At 60.4% G+C, this 24,685-nt stretch carries 24 protein-coding genes and 1 other RNA gene; 5 read left to right on the top strand and 20 right to left on the bottom strand.

Going from position 1 to position 24,685, the window contains the following annotated elements:
• Positions 1–52 precede the first annotated feature (52 nt).
• The gene (locus OP495_RS00445) at positions 53–427 is read right to left on the bottom strand and encodes a hypothetical protein (protein WP_280562287.1); all 375 of its coding nucleotides are present in this window, start codon (positions 425–427) and stop codon (positions 53–55) included.
• A gap of 68 nt (positions 428–495) precedes the next feature.
• Here OP495_RS00445 and OP495_RS00440 point away from each other — a divergent pair, with 68 nt between their 5' ends.
• Positions 496–957, top strand: a complete 462-nt coding sequence (locus OP495_RS00440; protein ID WP_280562288.1) for a DciA family protein — start codon at positions 496–498, stop codon at positions 955–957.
• 108 nt (positions 958–1,065) lie between these two features.
• Here OP495_RS00440 and lpxC read toward each other — a convergent pair whose 3' ends face one another.
• The 17 genes from lpxC to rsmI form a co-directional block, all read right to left on the bottom strand.
• Positions 1,066–1,977 (bottom strand): UDP-3-O-acyl-N-acetylglucosamine deacetylase, encoded by a 912-nt coding sequence (lpxC, locus tag OP495_RS00435; protein ID WP_280562289.1) that lies wholly within the window; start codon positions 1,975–1,977, stop codon positions 1,066–1,068.
• Positions 1,978–2,092: 115 nt separating this feature from the next.
• Positions 2,093–3,277, bottom strand: coding sequence for a cell division protein FtsZ (gene ftsZ / locus OP495_RS00430; protein WP_280562290.1), 1,185 nt, complete (start codon positions 3,275–3,277; stop codon positions 2,093–2,095).
• A 38-nt stretch (positions 3,278–3,315) separates the two neighbouring features.
• Positions 3,316–4,587: a cell division protein FtsA gene (gene ftsA / locus OP495_RS00425; protein WP_280562291.1), complete on the bottom strand. Its 1,272-nt coding sequence runs from the start codon at positions 4,585–4,587 to the stop codon at positions 3,316–3,318.
• Between the two features lie 201 nt (positions 4,588–4,788).
• Positions 4,789–5,511, bottom strand: a complete 723-nt coding sequence (locus OP495_RS00420) for a cell division protein FtsQ/DivIB (RefSeq protein WP_280562293.1) — start codon at positions 5,509–5,511, stop codon at positions 4,789–4,791.
• A gap of 7 nt (positions 5,512–5,518) precedes the next feature.
• Complete coding sequence (locus OP495_RS00415) at positions 5,519–6,463, bottom strand: D-alanine--D-alanine ligase (protein WP_280566469.1); 945 nt, start codon at positions 6,461–6,463, stop codon at positions 5,519–5,521.
• Positions 6,460–7,872 carry a UDP-N-acetylmuramate--L-alanine ligase gene (gene murC / locus OP495_RS00410; RefSeq protein ID WP_280566635.1) on the bottom strand — a complete coding sequence of 471 codons (1,413 nt, stop codon included), beginning with the start codon at positions 7,870–7,872 and terminating at the stop codon, positions 6,460–6,462. Before murC ends, OP495_RS00415 begins: the two co-directional genes overlap by 4 nt.
• A 40-nt stretch (positions 7,873–7,912) precedes the next feature.
• A complete protein-coding gene (murG, locus tag OP495_RS00405) occupies positions 7,913–8,974 on the bottom strand; it encodes an undecaprenyldiphospho-muramoylpentapeptide beta-N-acetylglucosaminyltransferase (RefSeq protein WP_280566633.1) in 1,062 nt (353 codons plus the stop codon).
• Between the two features lie 32 nt (positions 8,975–9,006).
• Positions 9,007–10,191, bottom strand: a complete 1,185-nt coding sequence (gene ftsW, locus OP495_RS00400; protein WP_280562296.1) for a putative lipid II flippase FtsW — start codon at positions 10,189–10,191, stop codon at positions 9,007–9,009.
• Positions 10,185–11,552 (bottom strand): UDP-N-acetylmuramoyl-L-alanine--D-glutamate ligase, encoded by a 1,368-nt coding sequence (murD, locus tag OP495_RS00395; protein ID WP_280566467.1) that lies wholly within the window; start codon positions 11,550–11,552, stop codon positions 10,185–10,187. Before murD ends, ftsW begins: the two co-directional genes overlap by 7 nt.
• Before the next feature lies 1 nt (position 11,553).
• Complete coding sequence (mraY, locus tag OP495_RS00390) at positions 11,554–12,636, bottom strand: phospho-N-acetylmuramoyl-pentapeptide-transferase (protein ID WP_280562299.1); 1,083 nt, start codon at positions 12,634–12,636, stop codon at positions 11,554–11,556.
• A 9-nt stretch (positions 12,637–12,645) separates the two neighbouring features.
• Positions 12,646–14,004, bottom strand: a complete 1,359-nt coding sequence (gene murF / locus OP495_RS00385; RefSeq protein WP_280566465.1) for a UDP-N-acetylmuramoyl-tripeptide--D-alanyl-D-alanine ligase — start codon at positions 14,002–14,004, stop codon at positions 12,646–12,648.
• Positions 14,001–15,530 carry a UDP-N-acetylmuramoyl-L-alanyl-D-glutamate--2,6-diaminopimelate ligase gene (locus tag OP495_RS00380; protein ID WP_280566462.1) on the bottom strand — a complete coding sequence of 510 codons (1,530 nt, stop codon included), beginning with the start codon at positions 15,528–15,530 and terminating at the stop codon, positions 14,001–14,003. The genes murF and OP495_RS00380 overlap by 4 nt, the downstream gene beginning before the upstream one ends.
• Positions 15,530–17,242 carry a penicillin-binding protein 2 gene (locus OP495_RS00375; RefSeq protein WP_280562305.1) on the bottom strand — a complete coding sequence of 571 codons (1,713 nt, stop codon included), beginning with the start codon at positions 17,240–17,242 and terminating at the stop codon, positions 15,530–15,532. The genes OP495_RS00380 and OP495_RS00375 overlap by 1 nt, the downstream gene beginning before the upstream one ends.
• Positions 17,239–17,565, bottom strand: coding sequence for a cell division protein FtsL (gene ftsL, locus OP495_RS00370; RefSeq protein ID WP_280562307.1), 327 nt, complete (start codon positions 17,563–17,565; stop codon positions 17,239–17,241). The genes OP495_RS00375 and ftsL overlap by 4 nt, the downstream gene beginning before the upstream one ends.
• Positions 17,566–17,572: 7 nt before the next feature.
• Entirely contained in the window at positions 17,573–18,568 is a 996-nt protein-coding gene (gene rsmH, locus OP495_RS00365) for a 16S rRNA (cytosine(1402)-N(4))-methyltransferase RsmH (protein WP_280566460.1), read from the bottom strand.
• 97 nt (positions 18,569–18,665) lie between these two features.
• An RNA gene (gene rnpB, locus OP495_RS00360) (RNase P RNA component class A) lies at positions 18,666–19,020 on the bottom strand.
• 66 nt (positions 19,021–19,086) lie between these two features.
• Positions 19,087–19,947, bottom strand: coding sequence for a 16S rRNA (cytidine(1402)-2'-O)-methyltransferase (gene rsmI, locus OP495_RS00355; RefSeq protein ID WP_280562309.1), 861 nt, complete (start codon positions 19,945–19,947; stop codon positions 19,087–19,089).
• A gap of 167 nt (positions 19,948–20,114) precedes the next feature.
• On the opposite strand from rsmI, the gene OP495_RS00350 reads away from it, so the two are divergent.
• The 4 genes from OP495_RS00350 to OP495_RS00335 are packed head-to-tail and all read left to right on the top strand — an operon-like array spanning position 20,115 to position 23,463.
• On the top strand, positions 20,115–21,920 hold the full coding sequence (locus tag OP495_RS00350) for a penicillin-binding protein activator (protein WP_280566457.1): 1,806 nt from the start codon (positions 20,115–20,117) through the stop codon (positions 21,918–21,920).
• The gene (locus OP495_RS00345; protein ID WP_280562311.1) at positions 21,901–22,272 is read left to right on the top strand and encodes a YraN family protein; all 372 of its coding nucleotides are present in this window, start codon (positions 21,901–21,903) and stop codon (positions 22,270–22,272) included. Before OP495_RS00350 ends, OP495_RS00345 begins: the two co-directional genes overlap by 20 nt.
• Before the next feature lie 20 nt (positions 22,273–22,292).
• Positions 22,293–22,886 (top strand): phosphoheptose isomerase, encoded by a 594-nt coding sequence (locus OP495_RS00340; protein ID WP_280562312.1) that lies wholly within the window; start codon positions 22,293–22,295, stop codon positions 22,884–22,886.
• 10 nt (positions 22,887–22,896) lie between these two features.
• Positions 22,897–23,463, top strand: a complete 567-nt coding sequence (locus tag OP495_RS00335; RefSeq protein ID WP_280562313.1) for a BON domain-containing protein — start codon at positions 22,897–22,899, stop codon at positions 23,461–23,463.
• A gap of 28 nt (positions 23,464–23,491) precedes the next feature.
• Here OP495_RS00335 and OP495_RS00330 read toward each other — a convergent pair whose 3' ends face one another.
• Positions 23,492–23,977, bottom strand: a complete 486-nt coding sequence (locus tag OP495_RS00330; RefSeq protein ID WP_280566454.1) for a ClpXP protease specificity-enhancing factor — start codon at positions 23,975–23,977, stop codon at positions 23,492–23,494.
• A gap of 65 nt (positions 23,978–24,042) precedes the next feature.
• A complete protein-coding gene (gene sspA / locus OP495_RS00325; protein WP_280562316.1) occupies positions 24,043–24,669 on the bottom strand; it encodes a stringent starvation protein SspA in 627 nt (208 codons plus the stop codon).
• Positions 24,670–24,685 lie beyond the last annotated feature (16 nt).

The raw sequence follows: 24,685 nt of genomic DNA, 5'->3' as shown, positions 1-24,685 counted from the left end.
AAGTGCCTAAAACGTCATATCGGCCCGCATCGACGCGGTGCCGACGTCGATATCAGGCGGTTAGCCACCCGATATCTCGGAACGAGACACTGTGTGGTGGACCTCGGCGCGAGATGACATCCAACCCCACGCTCAACACATGATAGAAACGCTGGGGCAAACGCCACAGGCGAGAAGACCTTGGACGACGACGTCCAGTGCCCAACAAGCGCTTGCGCCGCACCACACGACGCGATTGGGCACGAATGGCTTCCGGCGCCATCAGACAGATCTGCGTCAACCGCCCAGCGATACGTAACGCGTCGGGGTGCATCAACCCTGCCGGCAATAGGCACCCGACCAACAGACCGGCAAGCCACCATTGCGCACGATGGCGCGTGCGGACGCGACGCGGCGGCGTTGAGCTATGGTGCGTAGCGCTGGTCATGCTATCGACGAGCTCCGGCTCATGGTAGATTGCGCAGACATTCTGCTTTCCTTCGCGCGGGCAAGCCCATGAGTATAAAGGCTAAGCGTTTCCGAGCACAGTCCATCCACCATCTCATCGACGGTTCCGGCGAGCTGGGGTCGGTGGTACGTATGGCGAAACTGCTGCAACGGGCCCAACAGCACCTGCGTGCCGGGCTTCCTGTCGAAATCGCCGAACACGTCTACGTCGGGGGCTACCGGGAAGGTGCTCTGACCCTCATCACCGATGGTGCCGTATGGTTGACGTGGCTACGCTATGAACGCCAACGTCTCCTAACATTGCTGCGTCAACTCCCCGAATTTGAAGCCGTACTCGCGCTCAACTTCAAGGTCCGCCCCGTACACCCTCTCAAGGCACCCGCTTATCAGCCACGCGCGCTTTCAACCGAGGCTGCACAACATCTCAAGGCATGCGCCGATGACACTGCAGACCCCAAGCTGAAAAAAGCCCTGGCTCGCCTGGCTTCCCATGCCCCGAACGACGCCTAGCCAGCCGCGTCACCCTAATAAAAAACGCCGACCTATCAGTCGGCGTCAATAAAAGCTTGGTCTTACACCTAATCTTAAAAACGGCTAATCTTACAAACGGCGCGACTATCAAACCAATGCTGGCGCTGCGTACGAGATAGGCGCAGCTTGCGTCTCGTCTTCAAAGGTCACGATTTCCCAGGCATCCTGCTGAGCCATCAAGGCGCGACATAGCTTGTTGTTCAATCCATGGCCAGATTTAACGCCACGGAACTCACCGATAAGGCTATGTCCTAGCTGATACAGATCGCCAATAGCGTCGAGTACCTTATGCTTGACGAACTCATCTTCGTAGCGCAAACCACCCTCGTTCACGATACGGTAATCATCGACGACGATGGCATTATCCAGGCTTCCTCCGAGCGCCAGATTCTGAGCGCGCAGAAACTCGAGATCACGCATGAACCCGAAAGTACGTGCGCGGGAAACTTCCTTCACGAACGAAGTCGTCGAGAAGTCGACGCTTGCTGTCTGTTTCTGGTGCGCAAAGACCGGATGATCGAAGTCGATGGCAAACGCTACTTTAAAGCCGTTATGCGGCAAGAAGCGCGCTTCCTTGTCATCTTCTTCAACCACGAGCTCCCGTTTGATACGGATGAACTTCTTGGCCGCCCCTTGTTCAGCGATGCCCGCCGACTGAATCAAGAAGACGAACGGTCCGGCACTGCCATCCATGATGGGCACTTCCGGAGCACTGAGCTCGACGAAGACATTGTCGATCCCCAACCCAGCAAACGCCGACATCAGATGTTCCACCGTCGCCACCTTGACGCCGTCACGTGAAAGCGCAGTACAAAGCGTCGTGTCGGTGACGTATTCAGCGTTGGCGGCAATCTGCACCACTGGATCGAGATCGGTACGTACGAAGACGACGCCAGTATTGACCGGCGCGGGGCGCAACGTCAGGTAGACCTTTTCACCTGAGTGCAAACCGACACCAGTGGCACGGATGGTATTCTTTAATGTACGTTGTCTAATCATGGGCGTAAGCCAAGCTTGGAAATCGTTATGAAACGCTGTTCACTATAACACCGAACGAACGTTTCAACAAAAAAATGTCGCCTGGCCACGCCTGTGCGCCCAGCATGTCGTCCGATCAATCGGCCTGACGGCGCAAGAACGCCGGGATATCCAGGTAGTCGTCGAGCTCTTGCGACTTACGGCGCGACTCCTGCCGGGACTTAGCCGACTCATCCTGCTCCTTGGCAGCCTGCTGACGCATGACCGTTGGCTGCTGCAGCTTGCGATAATCGGGCGATTCGGCACTGCGTGCCGCCGCAACCGTCTCACGCTGCGGTGTGGCGACTGTCGCTTTTTCCTTGAGACCCTCGAGACCCGCGGCCACCACGGTGACGCGTAACTCGTCGGACAACTCCATATCGATGGAAGTCCCGACCACGATCGTCGCGTCCTGGGAAGCGAATTCCTGCACGGTAGCCCCGACATCGTTGAACTCGCCGATGGATAGGTCCGGCCCCGCCGTGATGTTGACCAGGATCCCGCGCGCGCCATGCAGGTCGATATCTTCCAGCAAGGGACTGCGGATGGCCTTTTCGGCAGCTTCACGTGCACGGTTCTCGCCAGTGGCCGCGCCGGTCCCCATCATCGCCATGCCCATCTCGGACATCACGGTGCGCACGTCGGCAAAGTCGACGTTGATGATGCCAGGACTAGTAATCAGCTCAGCGATCCCCTGAACCGCACCCAGCAGCACGTCGTTGGCGGCGCTGAATGCCGACAGCAGGCTGGCGTTCTTGCCGAGCACTGCGAGCAGCTTTTCGTTGGGGATAGTAATCAGCGAGTCGACATACTCGGACAGCGCCTCCATCCCCTCTTCGGCAGCCCGCATACGCTTGGGCCCCTCGAAGGGGAACGGGCGTGTCACCACCGCCACGGTCAGAATACCCAGTTCCTTGGCGACCTGTGCCACGATAGGCGCGCCGCCGGTACCGGTACCACCGCCCATGCCGGCCGTGATGAACACCATGTCGGCGCCTTGCAGCAGCTCGGCGATCCGTTCACGGTCTTCCGTCGCCGCTTGACGACCAACTTCGGGACTGGCTCCAGCCCCCAACCCTTTGGTGATGTCGCTGCCGAGCTGAAGAACGGTCTTGGCAGCGACGCGTTTGAGCGCCTGAGCGTCGGTATTGGCACAGATGAACTCGACGCCTTCGATGTTGCTTTCAACCATGTGGTTGACGGCATTGCCACCGCCACCACCGACGCCAATCACCTTGATAACCGCGCTGCTAGAAGGTGCGTTATCTACCAGTTCGAACATAAGCCCCGTCTCCTGTGACCGCTACTTGTGCGGCCCTCTCAGAAATTTCCTTTAAACCAGCTTTTGATCCTTTCCAACCCCGAGCGTTCCTGCCTTTGTCCACGTCGGGTATGAGCCTCTTCTCTACGGGGCTGAGCCGACACGACGGCATTACGTTTGGCATCATTCATACCGTAGAGTAGCAAACCCACTCCCGTCGAATAAATCGGGTTACGAACGACATCGGCGAGGCCGCGAACGTTTTGGGGATAAGCAATGCGCACGGGCATGTGAAAGATTTCTTCGGCTAGCTCGACGACACCCTCCATGCGCGACGTACCGCCGGTTAGAACCACCCCGGCCGCCACGAGGTCTTCGTAGCCGCTACGCCGCAATTCTTCGCGCACCAATGTAAACAATTCTTCATAGCGCGGTTCGACTACTTCAGCCAATGCCTGGCGAGACAAATCCCGTGCCGGCCTGTCTCCCACGCTGGGAACCTTGATCATTTCGTCGCTGCTTGCGAGCTGGGTAAGCGCGCAAGCGTATTTGACCTTGATATCTTCCGCGTATTGCGTTGGTGTGCGCAATGCCATGGCAATGTCGTTGGTCACCTGGTCACCCGCGATGGGAATCACCGCCGTATGGCGTATGGCCCCCTCGGTAAACACGGCGATATCGGTGGTACCGCCACCAATATCCACCATGCAAACGCCCAGCTCGCGTTCGTCCTCAGTCAATACCGCATGACTGGAGGCCAGCTGCTCCAGAATGATGTCATCGACTTCCAGACCGCAGCGCCGCACGCATTTTTCAATGTTCTGCACGGCATTCAATGCCGCCGTGACCAAGTGAACCCGCGCCTCGAGACGCACACCCGACATCCCCATGGGCTCACGGATACCTTCCTGGTTGTCGATGGCGAATTCTTGGGGCAACACATGAAGAATACGCTGTCCTTCGGAAATAGCACGTGCGCGTGCCGAATCGATGACACGATCGATATCCGAGGGTGTTACTTCCCGCTCCTTGATAGCCACGACACCGTCGGAATTCATCGAGCTGATATGACTACCCGCCACGCCAACATACACCGAGTGAATATCGCAACCAGCCATCAACTCAGCTTCCTCGACGGCACGCTGAATCGACTGCACGGTCGACTCGATATTGATGACGACCCCTTTTTTCATACCGCGCGAGGGGTGCGAGCCAATACCTGCGATCTCGATGCTTCCATCATCGGAAGGCTGGCCGACGATAGCCACTACCTTGGACGTTCCGATATCCAGCCCGACCACCATGTTGGAAGCATTGGATTGTCCTACCATAGGTCGGGGTCACTCCTCGAACTGCACTGGGTTTGAAATTTATCGATCTATAAAAACGCGTTGGGGTAATTATAGTAACATGTGACTTTATATCACCACCCAACAAATGAAATCGGCCTCAGAATACGGTGATTTTTTCGAAAAGGGAAACCCCCATCGCCCGGATTTCGTGGCCTGGCGCCGAAAAAGGCAACTGCGCCGTTACTCTGTCGCATCTATTTCTGTCTGTCCATGCCAAGCGACGGAAACACCATTGGGATAACGTAAATCAATGTAGCGAATTTGCGACGCCTGCGTCCCCAACTGTCGTTGCCAGGCCGCAGTAAAACGCGCTAGACGAGATTCGAGATCGGCACGCCCCAGGATAACCCATACACTGTCATTAACCTGAAAACGCCAAGCGCCACGATCCTCCAATCGTAATTGCGTTACACGCAAGTCCAAGGTCTTCAGACGGCGTAGCAACGAGTCAAGGTACGCCAGCACTTCAGGCCCACTGCCCTCGGGGCCCGCCAGATCGGGCAAAGGTTCATCGAAGTCATCGACCGGACCCGGCGAGAAAGGCTCTCCATGCGTATTGAGCAGCTTGTCGTCGTTCCAGTGTGCAACTGGCGTTTGTTCGAACAGCTCGAAGCGTAGGGCATCCGGCCATTCTCGCGAAACTTTTACTTCCGACATCCAATCGATATCGCGCGCCTTGTCGCGCACCTGGTCGAGGTCGATGGATAACCAGGTCTCACCGCTGACCAAGGGGGCGAGATTGCGCTGCAAGTAGGCCGCCGAAACGTAGTGCAGATCACCAGCGATGGAGACTCGCTCGATAGGCCGGTCGAGCCAGAGCCACAATGTACGCCCGCCCGCGCCGAACAAAACGATCAACAAGATCAAGCCTAACAAGGCACCACGCAAACCGGCCTCCTTCATTCCCGCGTCACTCACCGATCGTGGTGTCGAGAATCCGCAACACCAGCGCATCGAAATCGCACCCGGCATGCGCCGCCGCTTGCGGCACCAGGCTATGATCGGTCATGCCCGGCACCGTGTTGACCTCGAGTAGCCAGAAGCGTCCCTGCGCATCGCGCATAACATCGACACGCCCCCAACCACTGCCGCCGATCACCTCGAACGCACGGCGGCACAGATCGCCCAGCGCCCGCTCATCGGCGGCCTCGAGACCACACGGCAATAGATAGCGCGTGGTGTCGGAATGATACTTAGCCTCATAATCGTAAAAGCCACTGGGTACCTCGACGCGAATCGCCGGCAACACCTCGTCGCCAAGCAGCGACACGGTATATTCCTCGCCCTGCACGAAACGCTCGGCCATGATGGCGTTATCGAAGCGTGCCGCCTCGGCATGAGCAGCGATCAATTCCTCCCGCGTGTCGACGATGCTGATCCCGATGGTCGAACCTTCGTGCACTGGTTTGATGATCAACGGCAAGCCGAGAGTCTCGATGACCGCATCCCAATCCACTGTACTTTCCAGCATGACGCTTTCCGGCGTGGGCAGACCATGAGCACGCCAGAATTGCTTGGTGCGTTCCTTGTCCATGCCCAGCGCGGAGGCCAGCACACCGCTGCCCGTATAGGGAATATCCATTAGCTCCAGGGCACCCTGCAAAGAGCCGTCCTCACCATCCCGGCCATGCATGGCGATGAAGACACATGCCGGCGCAAGCGCTTCTAATCCGCTCACCCCTCCACCGGCTAAATCGAACCCGCGAGCGTCGACACCGCTGCGCTTGAGCGATGCCAGGATGGCGCGGCCACTGAGCAGCGACACCTCACGTTCGGCAGAACGGCCACCGTATACCACGACGACGCGTCCCGGATGCTGGCGTTGCGCGCCTTCGTTCGTCACGCTGTCATTCATAATTCCATTCCATCCAGATGTAACCGACAATCGGCCAGACGCAACGAGATCCCACCGATATCACCGGCACCCTGGGTGATCAGAATATCGTCGGGGCGCAGCACGCGTGACAACAGCGCCGGTAGCTCCTGCTTGCTTTCGACGAACAATGGATCGACCTGGCCACGCTGACGAATCGATCCGGCCAATGTCCGACCCTCCGCACCCGGAATGGAGGCTTCCCCGGCGCTGTAGACCTCCAGCAGCAACAGTGTGTCCACGCCCGAGAGCACACGCACGAAATCCTCGTACAAATCTCGTGTACGCGAATAGCGATGCGGTTGGTACAGCATGACCAAGCGACGCTCGGGCCATCCCGCGCGCACCGCATCGATGACCATTTCCACCTCACGCGGATGGTGGCCGTAATCGTCGACCAGCATGACCTCGCCTTCAGCAATCGGTGCCGGAAACTGCCCCTGCACTTGGAAACGCCGCCCCACGCCGGCAAAGTTTGCCAAGCCGCGTTGGATAGCTTCGTCGTCGACACCCGCGTCGCTGGCCACGGCGATCGCCGCCAGCGCATTGAGGGCATTATGGCGCCCCGGCATACCCAACTGGATCTCGAGCGGCGCCATGCCCGGCGGGCGCTCGGCGGTAAAATGCACCACGCCACCGCGCTGGACGAAATCGCACAACCGGTAATCGGCATCCTCGGCGAACCCGTAGGTGACGAACTGACGCTGGAGGCGCGGAATCAAACCACGCACGTTGTCATCGTCGAGGCACAGCACCGCCAGCCCGTAGAAAGGCAGATTATGCAAGAATTCCAGGAAGGTATCCTTTAGCCGTGTAAAGTCGCCCCCATAGGTCGCCATATGGTCGGCATCGATATTGGTGACGATCGAAACCATCGGTTGCAAGTGCAGGAACGAGGCATCCGACTCGTCGGCCTCAGCGACCAGGTAATCGCCCTCGCCCAAGCGCGCGTTGGCGCCGGCACTGGTCAGCTTGCCGCCGATCACGAAGGTGGGGTCAAGCCCGCCCTCACCGAGCAGCGTCGAGGTCAAGCTGGTGGTAGTCGTCTTGCCATGCGTTCCCGCGACGGCGATGCCATGGCGAAAACGCATCAACTCGGCAAGCATTTCCGCACGCCGAACGACGGGAATGCGATGCTCACGTGCCCAGCGAATCTCCGGATTCTCGGTATCGACTGCCGTGGAGACGACCAGGACATCGGTCCCCTGGGCATGCTCATCGACGTGCCCGATGCACACACGAATGCCGCAATCGCGCAGATGCCGCGTGACCGGTGACTCACGCAGGTCGCTGCCGCTGACCGTATAGCCCTGATTGGCCAGCACTTCTGCGATCCCGCACATGCCGGCGCCGCCAATGCCCACGAAATGGATATTGTGAATACGGCGCATGCCCAATCCGGTGCGGTTGGGGCGGGTTGGGCCGGAAACGTTATTCGCTGTCAATATTTGCCTCCATGCACCCTGCCACCAGGCGCTCGACCGCCTCCAAGCGCGCCTCGGAGCGTGCCGCAATCGCCATGGTAGCCAAGGTCTCGGGTTCGAGAAGTGCCGCCAACGTCTCGGCGAGACCCGCCGCCGACAGTTGATCCTGCGGCATCAAACGCGCGGCACCGGCATCGACCAACTGTCGCGCATTGAGTGTCTGATGATCATCGACGGCATGCGGAAAAGGCACCAATACCGAAGGCTTGGCCGCTGCGGCGAGCTCGGCAACCGTCAAGGCGCCGGCACGGCAGACAATCAGGTCCGCCCAATCATAGGCTGCCGCCATATCGTCGATGAAAGCACTGACCTCGGCGCTGACGTCCACTGCAGCGTATTCCGATTGCGTCGTAGCTTCCTTGTCGCGCCCCGCTTGATGACGCACTTCGGGACGACGAGTCACCGGCAACTGTGCCACGGCCCGGGGCACATTGGTATTCAGTGCCTGAGCACCCAACGAGCCACCCAATACCAGCAATCGCAAGGGGCGCGCGCGAAGCGTCTCGATATCGCGCGGTAACTCACCCAGCGTCGCAATGTCATCGCGAACGGGGTTTCCCACCACCTTCACCTGGCGTTCGCCGAACGCACCTGGAAAAGCGGCATAGACGCAATCCGCCAGACGCGCTAGATAGCGATTGGTCATCCCGGCCAAGGCGTTTTGTTCATGGATGATCAAGCGCCGCCGCATCAACCAGGCGGCCAGCCCACCGGGGCCGCTGGCGAAGCCGCCCAACCCGACCACCACTTGCGGGTCAAATGTGGCGATCACCTGGCGTGCCTGCCAGATGGCTTTGGTCAGACGCCATGGGGCCAACAACCACCCGGCAATCCCGTTGCCGCGCAAACCAGAGACCTGCACGTGGTGCAAGGTCATATTCGCCGCCGGTACCAATTGGTTTTCAATTCCCCGAGGGCTGCCCAACCATTCCACCACGACACCGCGCTCACGCAGCGCCTTGGCTAGCGACAGAGCAGGCACTACATGGCCGCCGGTTCCGCCCGCCATGATCAGAACACGGGACACTTGCTGATGAGGCACTAGCGCTCTCCTCGTTCTTGCTTCCTGGCTTGGCGTGCCGCCTGAGTGGCACGTGTCTTGGCCCGCATTTCGGCATCGACGCGCAGCAACAAGGCGACCATGACACAGCTGACTGCCAAGCTGGAGCCCCCATAGCTCAATAGCGGTAAAGTCAGCCCTTTGGTGGGCAACATGCCCGCGCTGACAGCAATATTGATGAATGCCTGCGCACCGAACACCAGCGAGATGCCATAGCACAAGTAAGCGGAAAAGGCCCAGCCGCGCAATTCGGCCTTACGCCCGATGCGAAGTCCACGAAAGACAAGCAGCGCGAAAAGACAGACCACACCCACGGCCCCAATCAGGCCTAGCTCTTCGGCCAGCACCGCAAACACGAAATCGGTATGCGCCTCGGGCAAATAAAACAGTTTCTGAATACTGTTACCCAATCCCAGGCCCAGCCAATGCCCACGTCCGAAGGCGATCAATGCTTGCGTCAACTGATAGCCGCTGGAGTATTGTTCTGCCCAAGGGTTCGCGAAGCTGGTAATACGTTCCAGGCGATAGGGCTCGGCCACGGCCAGCAAACCACCAGCCGCCACGACCACGATCATGACAAGCCCAAAACGTCCCAACGGCGCGCCCGACATCAATAGCATGCCCATCATGCAACTGCCGAGCACCACAACGGCCCCGTAATCCGGCTCGAATAGCAACAGTGCGACGTACACCCCGAGCACCACGAATGGGCGCAAGAAGGCTCCCCAGTCACGGCGCACTTCGGGTAGGTAACGTTGCAAATAATCGGCGAAGTAAACGATCAGGCACAACTTGGCAACTTCCGAGGCCTGGATATTGGCAAAGCCCAGGGGGATCCATCGCTTGCTGCCATTGACTTCATGACCGATGAGCAGCACCACTATAAGCAGCACGATACCCAACAACAGAAAACCCGGCCCCCAGGAACGCCAGCGCTCGAGCGGTATACACAGCGCCACGAGCCCTAGCAAGATCGAGCAAAGCACGAACACGCCATGGCGAATACTGAAATAATAAGGATTGCTGGTGAGGCTGGTCGCGATCTCGGACGACGCCGACGTCACCATTATCCAGCCCACCACCAACAACGAGAATGTCGCCAGCAGCAACCACCCATCGGTGGCCTGCCCTTGGGTGGAAAGCCGTTTTTCCCAACGCGCTAGCATGTCATCGCTCCGCCCGGCATCAGCCACTGTCGAAAGGCGTCACCGCGCGCCATGTAATGGGGAAATTGGTCGAGGCTTGCGCACGCGGGCGATAGCATGACGGCATCACCGGCGCGCGCGATAGCCTGCGCCCGCCACATGGCCGCGTCGAGATCGTCGACACGGGTAACCGGGACGCGCCCGGACATGACATGCTCGAGACGCTGAGCATCGCGCCCGAAAACCACGGCTTCGCGCGCATAGCGCATCAGCGGCTCAATCAGTGGCGTAAAATCCGCGCCCTTGCCGTCGCCACCCGCCAGTAGAATCAGGCGTCCCACTAGCACCGGCCCAACGCCATCAATTGCCGCCAATGTCGCCCCCACATTGGTGCCCTTGGAATCATTGATCCAGCGCACGCCCTCACGCTCGACGACCAGTTCGCCACGGTGCGGCAAGCCAGGGAAACGCTCGAGTACACGACGCATCGCCATCAGCGGCAGCCCCAATTGAGTTCCCATCGCCAGAGCCGCCAGAGCATTGGCATGATTGTGTCGCCCTGGCATGCGCACACTACGCGTCGGCATCAATGGCGTATCGCCGTACATGAGCCAGGATTCACCGGCATGCTCGGCGATACCCCAATCGTCACCAGAAGGAGCTTCAGTAGTAAACCGTGCCACGTCGCGCACATCAGTGTCAGGCCATGTGGTGGCATCGTCAGCATTGACGACAGCATGCCGCGCGCCGCGAAAAACGCGCTGCTTCGCCGCCCGATAGCCATGCATGTCGCCGTGGCGATCCAGGTGATCCTCGCAAAGATTGAGAAACGCTGCCGTCTCGGCGCTCAGCCAAGCAATAGTTTCCAACTGGAAGCTCGAGAGTTCGAGTACGAACAACTCGGCATTCGGTGCCTCGGCAAGCAAGTCGAGTGCCGGTGTGCCGAGGTTCCCCCCGACCGCAACGCGATGTCCTGCTTCCCGTGCCATCTCACCAAGCAACGTGGTCACTGTCGACTTGGCATTGGAGCCGGTAATGGCGGCTATCGGCGCACGACTCGCACGTACGAATAGCGCAATCTCGCCGACCACCTGCGGGCCTTCACCCTCTGCATTCACGTGCTCGACGAGTCCCGGCGTGCGCAAATCAATTCCCGGGCTGACCACGATTTCACGCGCCTCGCGCATATCCAGCGCTTGCAGCGGGCCGCACACGACATCGACGTCCGGATAAGTCGCGCGAAAAAACTCCAGGTCTGCGGGCATCTCGCGCGTATCGGCGATCATGAACGGCACTCCCTGACGGGTCAGATGCCGCGCGATCGCCTGGCCGGAGACACCCAGCCCGATGATCAGCGTATATTCAGGGGGCACCTTGGTCATGTCAGCGAATCTTCAACGTCGCCAGCCCCATCAAGACCAGCACGACCGTGATGATCCAGAAACGCACGATCACGCGCGGCTCTGGCCAGCCCTTGAGCTCGAAATGGTGATGCAAAGGGGCCATGCGAAAGATACGTCGCCCCGTCAGCTTGTAGGATCCTACCTGCAGCATGACCGAGACCGTTTCCATCACGAAAACGCCGCCCATGATGAACAGCACTATTTCCTGGCGCACGATGACGGCGACCACCCCCAGCGCCGCACCCAAGGCCAACGCCCCGACATCGCCCATGAACACTTGAGCGGGATAGGTGTTGAACCACAGGAAGCCCAGACCGGCCCCCGCGATGGTGCCACAGAACACGGCCAACTCGCCGGCGCCCGGCACCAGGGGAATATGCAGATATTGCGCGAATATGGTATTGCCACTCGCATAGGCGAAGATCGCCAACCCCATCGCAACGAGCACCGTGGGCATGATCGCCAGGCCGTCGAGACCATCAGTGAGGTTGACCGCGTTGGAGCTGCCGACGATGACTAAATAGGTCAGCACGATGTAGAACAGCCCCAGCGGCACCACGATGTCCTTGAACAACGGGACGATCAGGCTGATCTCGACGGGGCTGGCAGCCGTCAGATACAACACCACCGCCGCGCCGAGCCCGATGGCCGATTGCCAGAAGTACTTCCAACGTGCCGGCAAGCCACGCGGATTCTTCTCGACGACCTTGCGATAATCGTCGACCCAGCCGATGGCACCGAAGCCTAACGTCACGGCCAGCACCAACCAAACGTAGTGGTTGGTCAGATCTCCCCAGAGCAGGGTGCTGATAGCGATGGCAATGAGGATCATCGCACCGCCCATGGTCGGCGTGCCGGCCTTGGAAAGATGCGATTGCGGTCCATCGTCGCGCACCGCTTGGCCGATCTGACGCTCGGCCAGGCGTTTGATGACTTGAGGCCCCAACCACAGGCACAGCATGAGCGCGGTCAGCGTTCCCAGGATCACGCGCAGCGTCAGGTAGTTGAAAACGTTGAAGGCGCTTTGGAAATTCGCCAATAAGTCAGCCAGGAAAAGCAGCATGAGTCGCGTTCACCTTGGTGCATCCGTGCGCAGCTCGGCAATCAAGCGCTCCATGCCGGCACTGCGCGACCCCTTGACCAGCACACTGGCCCCAGAGGGAAGATGGTCGTGGGCGTAACGCACGAGCGTCGCCCAATCATCGAAATGACACGCCGAATCGCCGAATGCCGCCACCACAGGGCGGGCATCGGCACCGAACGTGCCGAGAAAGTCGATCTTCAGTTCCCGCGCAGCGCGGCCCAAGTCAGCATGCAAGCGCTCGCTATCGCGTCCCAGCTCCCCCATGGCGCCTAGGAAGCACCAGCGGGGCGCGGGCATATCGGCCAACACCGCCAGAGCAGCATGGACCGCGCCAGGATTGGCATTGTAAGTATCATCCAGCAGGCGCGAGCCACGCAGTCCCGGCACACACGCCATACGGCCCGACATTGCCTCGCAGGCCTCGAGCCCGACGACGATATCTTCGCGCGAGACGCCAAGTGCCCACGCCGCCGCTGCACTGGCCAGCGCATTGAGCACATTGTAGCGCCCCATTAAAGCCAACTGGATCCGGCCCAATGGCTCGCCATCCACGGATAGCGTGAAAGCATAACGCCCGGCGTCGTCACAGGCCAGCGCCTGAGCACGCACTCGTGCCATGGTATCGAGCCCGAAATCGAGCACCTCGGTTTCACCGGCCAGTTCCCGCCACAGCGGATAAAACCGGTCGTCACGATTGAGCACGGCTGCGCCAATGGCCGGCAACCCCTGAAGAATTTCCGCCTTGGCCTGGGCGATCTGACCGAGACCACCGAACTCACCGATGTGCGCACCCGTGACATTGGTAATCACCGCCACATCGGGACGCGCCAGCGCCGTTGTCCAGGCGATTTCCCCCACGTGATTGGCCCCCACCTCGATGACCGCGCGGCGATACGTTGGCGATAACGTCAGTAACGTCTGCGGCACGCCGATATCATTGTTGAGGTTACCCTGCGTGGCGAGGGTGGGCTGCGAACGGGACAGGATCGCCGCGAGCATTTCCTTGACCGTGGTCTTACCGCTGTTGCCGGTGACCGCCACCAGTTCACCCGACCAGGTACGTCGCCGAACGCGCCCCAGCATCCCCAGTGCCAAGCGCGTGTCAGCGACTTCGATCTGGGGCAAAGAGGTCGCCACGGGCCGCGATACGATCGCCCCCGCCGCGCCCTTGGCGCCCGCCTCTTCCAAGAAATCATGGCCATCGAAGCGCTCGCCGACCAAGGCCAGGAAGACGTCGCCCGGTGCGATTCGACGCGTATCGCTCACCACCTGCACCGCCTCGGCGTCTACCTTGGGGGGAGACACCCCCAACCAGTCGGCGATATCGCGTAGCGTCGTCGCGCTCATGCCTCATGCTCCCGACGCCGCTCGAGTGCGGCCTGCGCTACCTCGACATCGCTGAACGGATAACGTCGGCCGTCGATATCTTGATAGGTTTCGTGCCCTTTGCCAGCGATCAGCACGATGTCGTCCGCGCCGGCCTCCTGCAAGGTACGCTCGATCGCCTCGCCACGCCCCGCCACGCATTGCGTGCGGGCCTGGCCCGTACTCGATAGTCCCGCCACGACCTCGTCACGAATCGACGCCGCCGGCTCGCCACGCGGGTTGTCGTCGGTAATCACCATGCGGTCGGCCAGCGCCTCGGCGGATTGTGCCATCAGCGGGCGCTTGCCGCGATCGCGATCACCGCCGCACCCCAAAACGCACCATAGCTTGGCCCCCTCTTGGGCGGGCACATGCGCACGTAACGCATCGAGCGCGTTGTGAAGCGCCTCCGGCGTATGCGCGTAGTCGACCACTACCGTCGGCGCATTATCCGCGACCAAACGCTGCATCCGCCCCGGCACCGGCGCGAGCTGCGCCGCAGCATCGAACAGCGCGGCCATGTCGTTCCCCAGGCCATAGAGCGTCGCCATCGCCAAGAGCACGTTGTCGAGATTGAAACGCCCCAGCAGTGACAACTCCAATTCACGCTCACCCTCCGGCGTCGCGATCAAGGCACGCTGCCCGAGCGCATGCGGAAACCAGTCGATGACACGCAAGGTCGTGGCTTCATCGCCTCCCGTAGCGAGCACGCGTACGCCCTTGGGCAGGCCAGCCAACATCAATGGCGCCAGGCGATCATCGCCATTGACCACCGCCAGCGACAACTCACGATGCTTGAACAGGCGTGCCTTGGCCGCTGCGTATGCGGCCATGCTGCCGTGATAATCGAGATGATCGCGGCTGATATTGGTGAAAACCGCCGCGTGAAACCGGCATCCGACCACGCGACCTTGCTCGAGCGCATGCGACGAGACCTCCATGGCGACGCGCTCGATATCCTGCGCACTCAGACGCCCCAGCGACGCTTGAAGCGCCAGCGGACCCGGCGTGGTCAACGTGGCGTGCTCGAGCTGCCCCGGACGTCCAATGCCCAAGGTGCCGATTATCGCCGTCGGCGTACCCAGCGATTCCGACAGCGCGGCCATATAATGGGTGACCGAACTCTTGCCATTGGTGCCGGTCACGCCAATCAGCTCCAGTCTTTCGGGGACATCGAACAGATAGCGCCCGAGTTCGCCGAGTTGCCCTAGCAGGCCTGGCACGCCAAGCACACGCGCGTCCTGTACGGGCGTCTCTTCCGGTATCATGTCCGCATCGCATAGCACCGCGTCCGCACCGGACGCCAGCGCCTGCCCGATAAAGGCGCGCCCATCGACATGCGCTCCCGCCACGGCCACGAACAGCACGCCGGGCCCCGCTTCACGACTGTCGAGCGTCACCACACAAGTGGATAGCGCAGGGCGCCAGCTATCGAGCAGCGTGGGCGTGGCATGCGATGGCCAGAGCACTGCCAGAGCGTCGACCAAACGCTGCGTATCGATTTCCATCACTCGGAAGTCTCCTGTTTATCGGGGGGCACATCGAGAAGTCGCAACGCCTTGCCCACTACACGGCCAAAGACCGGCGCCGCCACCAGACCACCGTAATAATCGTCTCCCTTGGGATTGTCGATCATCACCACCGTTACGATGCGCGGGTCGGACACCGGCGCAATACCCGCAAACAGGCCGCGGTAGGCTTTTTGCTGATAGCCCCCGGCAGTCACCTTGCGAACCGTACCGGTCTTGCCCGCGATGCGGTACCCCTCCACCATCGCGCGCGCGCCACCGGCATCGGGCTGAACGATTTTCTCCAGCATGCCCAGTAACTCATGCGCGATCGTCGGCGACATGACCTGGTCACCGATAGGAGCCGAGGTGCGCTTCAACAACGAGGGATGCAGACGCCGCCCGTCATTGGCGATCGCCGTGTACGCACTGGCAAGCTGCAGTGGCGTCAGTGAAAGACCATAACCATACGCCATAGAAGCCTGGGCACTACGCGATAAGCCAGTCAAGGACGGCAGACTGCCGCTACCTTCGCCCGGAAAACCGGTTTCCGGGGGCTGCCCCAGCCCCAGCTTCTGGTATTGTTTCCAGATAGTGCCCTTGTCCAACTTCAAGGCGATATGGGACATCCCGATATTGGACGAATGCAGCAGAATCCCCCCGGGGGTCAGCTTACCGTAATTACGAAAGTCGCTGATCGTATACCCATCGATGACCATCCACCCAGGCGAGGTATCGATGACCGTATCGGGATCGATCTTGTCCGTCGCCAGCGCCGCCGACATCGCCAACGGCTTCATGACCGACCCGGGTTCGATGGCGTCGGTCACCGCCTGATTGCGCAAACCATTGATGTCGATCGAAGTGCGATTGTTGGGGTTATAGGACGGGAGGTTGGCCATCGCCAGGACTTCGCCGCTGCGCGCATCCATCATGACCAGAGAGCCACCGTCGGCATTATGATCGTCGACGGATTTCTGCAATTCACGGTACGCCATGTACTGCAAGCGCAGGTCGATCGATAGCGTCAGATCGCCTCCCGGCTTGGCATCCTTGAGCAAGTGTAGGTCGCGCACCAGGCGGCCCTTGCGATCCTTGAGCACACGACGCTTGCCAGGCTGGCCACTGAGATAGTCGTCGTAGGCCAGCTCCAGACCTTCCTGGCCATGGTCGTCGACATTGGTGACACCCACTAGTTGAGCGGCGACATCTCCCGAGGGGTAATAACGCTTGTACTCGTCCTTGGCGTAAACACCCGGTATATCGAGATTGCGGGCAGGCTTTGCCGCTTCAGGTGTCAGGCGCCGACGCAGATACATGAACTCATGCTCGGAATAACGTTCGATACGCGCTTCGAGCTTATCGGGCTTCATATTCAAGGCACGCGCAAGCGTCGCCAGTTGGACCGGGTCGGAAGGTAGTTCTTGGGGGTTGGCCCATAGCGTGACCACCGGCGTGGAGATCGCCAGCGGGTCGCCATTACGATCGGAGATCATTCCTCGGTGCGCATTGATGGGCTCGACACGCAGTGTGCGCGCATCCCCTTGGTTCTGCAGGAAGTCTCGGTCGATGACGTTGAGATAGGTAATGCGGCTGACCAGGGCGCCCAGACCGATGATGACGATGCCCAGCAAGAACAGGTAGCGCCCACGGCCCATTGGCCCGTTATTCGGCGAACGACGCCCCGTGGTGGATCGACGCTCGCGACTCATGGACGAATCACCTCGACGTCATCAACGTTTGGCACACGCATATTCAGGCGCTTAACGGCCATGTCCTCGACCCGCGCCGGCGCCGACCAGGTACTCTCCTCGAGAAGCAGCCGTCCCCAGGCGGTCTGCAAGCTATCACGTTCGCTTTCAAGCTCTTGAAAACGCGCATACTGCACACGCGTCATATGGGTACTGGCGATGGACGCCAACGAGCTGATCAGCATCACGCCAATCAGCACCAGCAAGATGACATGGCGCCAACGCAAGCGGCTGGCGAACGGCCAGCCTGACTTGAGCGCAGTGCTTCGTCCTTGTGCCGCCATCACAACCTCAGTCGAGTTTCCGAGCCACACGCATCACGGCACTGCGCGCGCGGGGATTGAGAGCCACCTCGCGCTCACCAGGACGGCTCGCCTTGCCGACCATGGACAGGCGGCGGTTCAACTGCGTATCTCGCACCGGAAAGTCGCGCGGCAAGTGTGTATCGCCACGCGCCTGGTCACGAATAAAGCGCTTGACCAGCCGATCCTCCAGGGAATGGAAGCTGATGACCACTAAACGCCCCCCCGGCGCCAGCGCCTCGAGTGCCGCGGAGAGCGCGGCCTCGAGCTGTTCGAGTTCGGCATTGATATGAATGCGAATCGCCTGGAAGACGCGGGTCGCGGGGTGCTTGCCTTTCTCCCAAGCGGGATGCGCAGCCTTGACGAGTTCCGCCAGGTCTTCGGTATGCGTGATCGGTCGCTCGGCGCGGCGCGCGATGATCGCTTTGGCAATACGGCGCGCGAAACGTTCCTCGCCATAATGCTTGAAGACATCGCTCATGTCGCGCTCGGGGACGCGGGCCAGCCAATCGGCGGCACTTTCTCCTTGCGTGGGGTCCATACGCATGTCGAGCGGGCCATCGCGCAAGAAACTGAAACCACGCGTAGAATCGTCAAGCTGTGGCGATGAAACGCCGACATCCAGCAACACGCCCCTTAGACGACCATGCAACGCATGATCGTGAGCGATGGTGTCCAGCTCGGCGAAGCGTCCATATTGAAGAGAGAAACGCGGGTCATCTAGCGTGGCGCCTTCAGCCAGTGCCGCCGGATCGCGATCGATGGCCAGCAGGCGTCCTTGTGGAGATAGCCGCTCGAGGATCGCGCGGGAATGCCCACCGCGACCGAAGGTCCCATCCAGATAACTGCCATCGGGATCGGTAATCAGTGCGTCAACCGCGCCGTCGAGCAACACACTCGCGTGTCGGTAATCAGCCGCCCGATCATCGGAAGCACTCGGCGTATCAGAAAGCGGGGCCTTCTCAGGATTGTCACGATGCTGCATGAATCACTCGGGCGTTGGGGCCTGCCGCCGCTGTATCGGGCCGCCCGACGGCAGACGTCGCGGCATGACGCGCACAGACCCGGAGATCTGAAATTCGAATGGGAGCCAGCCTATAAGCCGGGTTCTGTCGAGGACAGCCATTCCTCTAGGGGCCGCGTCACCACGACCCTCAAGCAACCTACCCGAACCCAGCGCGGGCCACGCCTTTGGGTTCCTATTTGGTCTTGCTCCGGGCGGGGTTTACCTTGCCACGCACTGTTACCAGGCGCGCGGTGCGCTCTTACCGCACCCTTTCACCCTTACCGGCGGGCCAAAAGCCCGCTTAGGCGGTCTACTCTCTGCTGCACTTTCCGTCGACTCACGCCGCCCAGGAGTTACCTGGCACCCTGCCCTGTGGAGCCCGGACTTTCCTCCCCCGCGCAATACGCGGCGGCGACCGTCCGGCCGACTCCCAAGCGCGCAAGGATAACAGCACCTCGCAGGCCCCTCAAGCGCCTAAACTCCGCAAGGACACATTATCACGCATCGCCGTCCTTGAGGGCTTGAGCGCATTGATACCAATATTTCTTGCGCCCCCCAAGCCGGCTGGACACAACCGTCGCCGCCGCCTTGACCCCAACACCTTCGGCAAGCATCGCTGCGAGCCATGCCTCACCCTCGGCAAGGAAGTGCGTTTCATCATCCCGCGGCTCGGCGCCCGCCATCATGATCACGAACTCACCGCGTGCCTGATCGGGGTCTTCGCTCATGCGCGCCAGCAATGTCTCGGCATCGGCATCGAGAAAGGTTTCGAACGTCTTGGTCAACTCACGCGCCAGAACCACTCGCCGCGAACCGAATAGCGCCGCGATATCCTGAAGTGTTGCCTGAATGCGATGCGGCGACTCGTAATAGACCAAGGTTTCTTCGCGCTCCAGCGCTGCCGTCAGGCGCTGACGTCGCGCACCTCCCTTGGCGGGTAGAAACCCTTCGAATAGAAAGCGATCCGTCGCTAGACCGGCCGCCGACAACGCTGCAATCAGCGCACAGGCACCGGGCACCGGGATGACCCGATGGCCACTAGCACGCAGCTCTCGCACCACCACGAAACCAGGATCGGAGATCAGCGGCGTGCCCGCATCGCTGATCAATGCAACATCCTGACCGGAGGCCAGTGCATCGCGCAGCGCCGCCACCCGCGATGCCTCATTGTGCTCATGCAGCGACACCAGCGGCTTGTCGATTCCCAGATGACGCAACAAGCGTGCGCTGTGCCGCGTATCCTCCGCAGCCACCCAGGACACCTCACCGAGCAGACGGGCCGCGCGAGGGCTCAGATCCTCGAGATTCCCAATCGGCGTGGCGACCACGTACAATGACCCTTCACATCCTTCGCTCATTCGTTAATATCCCGGTTGCGACGCTCTATTGGATAACTTGCGTCGTGTCATGTCGCCAGAGCGCCACGCGCCAGTGGCTCAAGCGGTTGGCGCCAGGCTCAGCATGCGTCAGACATAATCCGGAACAGGGAACCGTCCGAGTCACACCGCCATAAAGGAATGACACCATGCCCAAATCGTTGCGCAGCCTGTTCGGGGTCGCCTTGATCGCTCTACTACTCGCCGGGTGCGCCAGCGGCCCGGGGCCCAGCGATACACGATCTGCCTCGCAGGGCCTCAGCCCCAGTGAGCTGCTGGACAAGGCCCAAGGCCAATCCGCTACGCAGGCAGCACAGAGCAGGCTCCAAGCGGCTCACATGCTATCACGGCAAGGCGACGACGAGCAGGCGCTGAACATCGCCCGAGACCTCGATGCGTCGCAGCTAACGCGCGAAGATCGCATCGACCGCGCCCTTCTGATCTCCGACCTCAGCCTGCGCAAGGAAGATGGCCGGAGCGCGCTGGCGGCCGCTCAGATACTCGGCGATATCGACGACATACCACGCGATGCACAGCAGACATTACGCCATCGTCGCGGCCTAGCCCTGACGCTAGTGGGCGAGTCGCGTGCCGCAGCAGAGTCTCTGATCGAGCTGCAACGCGACGAGGCGCCTTTCGAACTCAACGATGACATCTGGACGCCACTGTCGCGCTTGAGCGAGGCCACACTCGACCGCATGGAGGATCAAGGCGACACGCTCACCCAAGGCTGGGTCGAGCTCGCACGGTTATATCGCCAAAGCGGCGGCGACGTCTCCCGTCTCACCGACGCACTGGACGATTGGCGCTCGGAGTACTCCAACCATCCCGCTGCACGCCGTCTGCCGAGCGACCTATCCGCGCTGAAGGATCTGCGCGGCAACGACGTCAAGCACATTGCCATCTTCCTTCCCGAGTCCGGCCCGCTGTCCAATGTGGCCAAAGCGATCAAGAAAGGCATCGAGGCTCGCCATATGGACGCCCTCAACCAGGGCGAACAGACACCACAACTGACGTACTACGACAGCAGCGCAGGAAATCTCGAGGCCCTTTACGCACAAGCCACCATGGACGGCGCACAAGTCGTGCTCGGACCGCTCGACAAGGACCTGGTCTCGCAACTCGAGCAACGCGACAACGTCGCCCTCCCGACGCTGGCTCTCAACTATGGCGAACACGACCGCAATCAAGCAGACGAGCTGTTCCAATACGGGCTATCGGCCGAGGATGAGGCGCGTCAGGTGGCCAAGCGTGCACGTATGGATGGCCATCACGACGCGGCCGCACTGATCCCCGACAACGCATGGGGCAAACGCGTCTTCAAGGCCTTCCGCACTCACTGGAAAGACCGGGAAGGCAAGTTCGATGCCGTCGTGCATTATGACCCCAAGGGCTCCGTCAGCGAGGCGACGAAGCGTCTGCTGAATGCCGACGGCAAGCGCAGTGGCAACGAGGATATCGACATGCTCTTTCTCGTGGCATTGCCTAGCTATGCGCGCCAAGTACCACCCACGCTGGACTATTACTACGCGGGCGACCTCCCCGTCTACGCGACGTCTCAGGTCTACAGCGGCCACCCCCAACCGCGCGCCGACCATGACCTCAACGACGTGATGTTCATGGATATTCCCTGGTTGATACCGGATGCTGCGGCCGGCGGCGAAGAAGCGTTGCCGTTTTACTCCACTTATCGCAAGCTCGGCGCCCAGGATGACCCCAGCTTGCTCAAGCTCAATGCCATGGGCGTCGACGCCTACGAACTAGCACGCCGTCTACCACAGATGCAGGCACTGCACTCGCTGGAAGTCTTCGGTGCCACCGGGACACTTCAACCACGGGACGACGGACGAATCCAGCGCACCTTGCCCTGGGCCAAGTTCCAATCCGGCGTACCCGCGCCGCTACTGACCGGCGGGTCCGACCTGGATATCGACAATGTCACGCTCGACCCATGACCCACGGCGGCGCGGCCTCGATATGGAGCGTCACGCCGCCGACTGGCTGACTACACATGGCTTGCAGCTGGTGGATACCAACCAGCACGCCAGACGCGGCGAAATCGATCTCGTCATGCGCGACGGCGAGATCCTGGTATTCATCGAAGTGAGGCACCGCGCCCACACCAGCCATGGTCACCCTCTCGAGACCGTGACCGCCGCCAAGCAGCGTCGCCTGATCAGCGCAGCACGTTTTTATCTCCATCGCAACGGGCTATCATGTATGTGTCGTTTCGACGTCGTAGGCGTCACCGGCACGCCACCCAACGTGTCGTTCGACTGGATTCGTTCGGCATTCGACGCCTTTTGACCCAAGCAAGGCCTCTATCCATGGATTTCCAATCACGTATACTCGGCCACTTCAACGCCAGCATCGATGCCAAGACCTATGCCAGTGAGGTGCTACCGGCCTTCATCGAAGTTGCCAGCCAGATGATGGTTCAATGCCTCGTCAGCGAAGGCAAGATTCTTGCCTGTGGCAATGGCGGTAGCGCCGGCGACAGTCAGCACTTCTCTTCCGAGCTGCTCAATCGCTTCGAGCGCGAGCGTCCCAGCCTGCCGGCAATGGCGCTCACCACCGACACCTCGACACTCACCTCGATCGCCAATGACTACAGCTATAACGAGATTTTCTCCAAGCAGATACGCGCCCTGGGGCAGCCTGGCGACGTATTGCTGGCAATCTCCACGAGCGGTAACTCGGCCAACGTAGTACAGGCCATTCAGGCCGCACATGATCGCGACATGCATATCGTAGCATTGACAGGACGCGATGGCGGCGACATGGCATCGCTGCTTGGCCAGGACGACTGCGAAATCCGCGTCCCTTCGACCTCCACGGCGCGCATTCAGGAAGTGCATTTACTCGCGATACATTGCCTATGCGATCTCATCGATCAACAACTGTTTGGCAGCACCGAATAAGGAATTCGTCATGACACGACAGGTTATCCTCCCGCTCCTCCTTGGCATCACGCTAGCGCTGGCAGGCTGCGCCTCACCTTCCACCGACAACCAGGGCGGTGAAAACTATGGCAAGCGCACCCCCGGCATGAAGGTGGAAGACGACAGCATCCAGGACAAGATTTCCGACAGCCTTGCCAGCACCGACGCGCGCTTTCGCGACGCACATATCAATATCGACAGCTACAACGGCATGGTGCTACTCACCGGCCAGGTGGCAAGCGACGAGCTCAAGCAGAAAGCCGGCAACGTAGCCGAACAAGCACGGCAGGTGCGTCGCGTTCACAACGAACTGGAAGTCGCCGCCAATTCCCCCATCGGCCAGCGCATGACGGACACCTGGATCACCGGACGGATCAAAGCGAGCCTCGCGACTGACGAGCGCATCGACGGCAGCCGCATTCGGGTAATCACCGAAAACAGCACGGTCTATCTTATGGGCATGGTGACCCACCAGGAAGCAGACATCGTGACCAATATCGCTTCACAAGTGGGTGGTATTCAGCGAATCGTCAAAGTCTTCGAATATCTTGATTGAGCACCGAGCAGGGTCGAAGACCCTGCTTTCACTTCACGACACGCAGTGATGGACGCCCCTTGGTACGCGGGGCGTCGTCACTTTCACTCTCAGCTTCACTAGCTTCTTCATCGTCAGGCGACTCGACGCCTTCCAGCGCAGGACGCTCGCCATCGTCCTCCGGCTGCGTGTCGTCACCCTCGCTCGTTTCGGCTTCCGGCATGACCGGCTCATGGCCAAAGACCATACCGACCCCATTCTCACGCGCGTAAAGCGCGATCAATGCTTCCATGGGCACGATGACATCCATTGGCTGGCCGGAAAAGCGCGCCCCGAAGGTTACGGCGGCATTCTCGATATATAAATCACGTACCGCGGAAGGTGCAATATTGAGGACGATCTGTCCGTTTTGCACAGACTGACGGGGTACGTTCACACCTTCACGCTCGGCGTCGACAACGATATACGGTGTATGTCCGTTGTCCAGCAACCACTCATAGAGTGCGCGGGCCAAGTAAGGGCGACTGGAAAGCATAGACAACTTCCTCTTTCGGTTCGCGGCGACGGTTCATCAGCGCTGCACACTCATGCATGGCAACGCTAAGTGCGCATTTCCTTCTCTGCCTCCAGCAGGGAAGCCTTGAAGGCATCACGGCTGAAGAGGCGCTCCATGTAGTTCACTAGCGGCTGGACTTGCTTTTCCGGCAGCTCGACGCCCAGCGACGGTAGCCGCCAGAGAATCGGTGCGATGCAGCAATCTGCCAGCGAAAACTCATCGCTCATGAAAAACGGCATGTCTTCGAAGATCGGTGAAATGCCCGTGATGCTTTCGCGCAACTCCTTGCGCGCCTTCTCGGCATCTTTCTTGCTGCCCTGCTGAATCGTTTCGACCAGCGGGCACCACTCGCGTTCGATGCGATGCATCCACAAACGGGTCTGCGCACGCGCCACGGGATAGACCGGCAACAGCGGCGGATGCGGAAAACGCTCGTCCAGGTATTCCATCATGACCTTGGACTCGTAAAGCACCAGATCACGATCCAACAGGGTAGGCACGCTGTTGTACGGGTTGAGATCGGCAAGCTCTTCAGGGCTATTGTCATCGTTGACCTCGATGACATCGACGGCCACCCCCTTTTCCGCCAACACGATACGAACGCGATGGCTATAATGATCATCGTTACCAGAATAGAAGGTCATCGACGACCGCTTGGCCACTACACCCATGAAACATTCCTCGCTT

Source organism: Chromohalobacter sp. 296-RDG, from assembly GCF_029889885.1.
GTDB lineage: Bacteria > Pseudomonadota > Gammaproteobacteria > Pseudomonadales > Halomonadaceae > Chromohalobacter.
This window is presented reverse-complemented; position numbering and strand designations above follow the sequence as displayed.

Bases quoted from the DNA above. Each gene is read 5' to 3' on its own strand.
- OP495_RS00445 (WP_280562287.1), bottom strand. From the start codon at position 427: ATGACCAGCGCTACGCACCATAGCTCAACGCCGCCGCGTCGCGTCCGC.
- OP495_RS00440 (WP_280562288.1), top strand. From the start codon at position 496: ATGAGTATAAAGGCTAAGCGTTTCCGAGCACAGTCCATCCACCATCTC.
- lpxC (WP_280562289.1), bottom strand. From the start codon at position 1,977: ATGATTAGACAACGTACATTAAAGAATACCATCCGTGCCACTGGTGTC.
- ftsZ (WP_280562290.1), bottom strand. From the start codon at position 3,277: ATGTTCGAACTGGTAGATAACGCACCTTCTAGCAGCGCGGTTATCAAG.
- ftsA (WP_280562291.1), bottom strand. From the start codon at position 4,587: ATGGTAGGACAATCCAATGCTTCCAACATGGTGGTCGGGCTGGATATC.
- OP495_RS00420 (WP_280562293.1), bottom strand. From the start codon at position 5,511: ATGAAGGAGGCCGGTTTGCGTGGTGCCTTGTTAGGCTTGATCTTGTTG.
- OP495_RS00415 (WP_280566469.1), bottom strand. From the start codon at position 6,463: ATGAATGACAGCGTGACGAACGAAGGCGCGCAACGCCAGCATCCGGGA.
- murC (WP_280566635.1), bottom strand. From the start codon at position 7,872: ATGCGCCGTATTCACAATATCCATTTCGTGGGCATTGGCGGCGCCGGC.
- murG (WP_280566633.1), bottom strand. From the start codon at position 8,974: ATGGCGGGCGGAACCGGCGGCCATGTAGTGCCTGCTCTGTCGCTAGCC.
- ftsW (WP_280562296.1), bottom strand. From the start codon at position 10,191: ATGCTAGCGCGTTGGGAAAAACGGCTTTCCACCCAAGGGCAGGCCACC.
- murD (WP_280566467.1), bottom strand. From the start codon at position 11,552: ATGACCAAGGTGCCCCCTGAATATACGCTGATCATCGGGCTGGGTGTC.
- mraY (WP_280562299.1), bottom strand. From the start codon at position 12,636: ATGCTGCTTTTCCTGGCTGACTTATTGGCGAATTTCCAAAGCGCCTTC.
- murF (WP_280566465.1), bottom strand. From the start codon at position 14,004: ATGAGCGCGACGACGCTACGCGATATCGCCGACTGGTTGGGGGTGTCT.
- OP495_RS00380 (WP_280566462.1), bottom strand. From the start codon at position 15,530: ATGGAAATCGATACGCAGCGTTTGGTCGACGCTCTGGCAGTGCTCTGG.
- OP495_RS00375 (WP_280562305.1), bottom strand. From the start codon at position 17,242: ATGAGTCGCGAGCGTCGATCCACCACGGGGCGTCGTTCGCCGAATAAC.
- ftsL (WP_280562307.1), bottom strand. From the start codon at position 17,565: ATGGCGGCACAAGGACGAAGCACTGCGCTCAAGTCAGGCTGGCCGTTC.
- rsmH (WP_280566460.1), bottom strand. From the start codon at position 18,568: ATGCAGCATCGTGACAATCCTGAGAAGGCCCCGCTTTCTGATACGCCG.
- rsmI (WP_280562309.1), bottom strand. From the start codon at position 19,947: ATGAGCGAAGGATGTGAAGGGTCATTGTACGTGGTCGCCACGCCGATT.
- OP495_RS00350 (WP_280566457.1), top strand. From the start codon at position 20,115: ATGCCCAAATCGTTGCGCAGCCTGTTCGGGGTCGCCTTGATCGCTCTA.
- OP495_RS00345 (WP_280562311.1), top strand. From the start codon at position 21,901: ATGTCACGCTCGACCCATGACCCACGGCGGCGCGGCCTCGATATGGAG.
- OP495_RS00340 (WP_280562312.1), top strand. From the start codon at position 22,293: ATGGATTTCCAATCACGTATACTCGGCCACTTCAACGCCAGCATCGAT.
- OP495_RS00335 (WP_280562313.1), top strand. From the start codon at position 22,897: ATGACACGACAGGTTATCCTCCCGCTCCTCCTTGGCATCACGCTAGCG.
- OP495_RS00330 (WP_280566454.1), bottom strand. From the start codon at position 23,977: ATGCTTTCCAGTCGCCCTTACTTGGCCCGCGCACTCTATGAGTGGTTG.
- sspA (WP_280562316.1), bottom strand. From the start codon at position 24,669: ATGGGTGTAGTGGCCAAGCGGTCGTCGATGACCTTCTATTCTGGTAAC.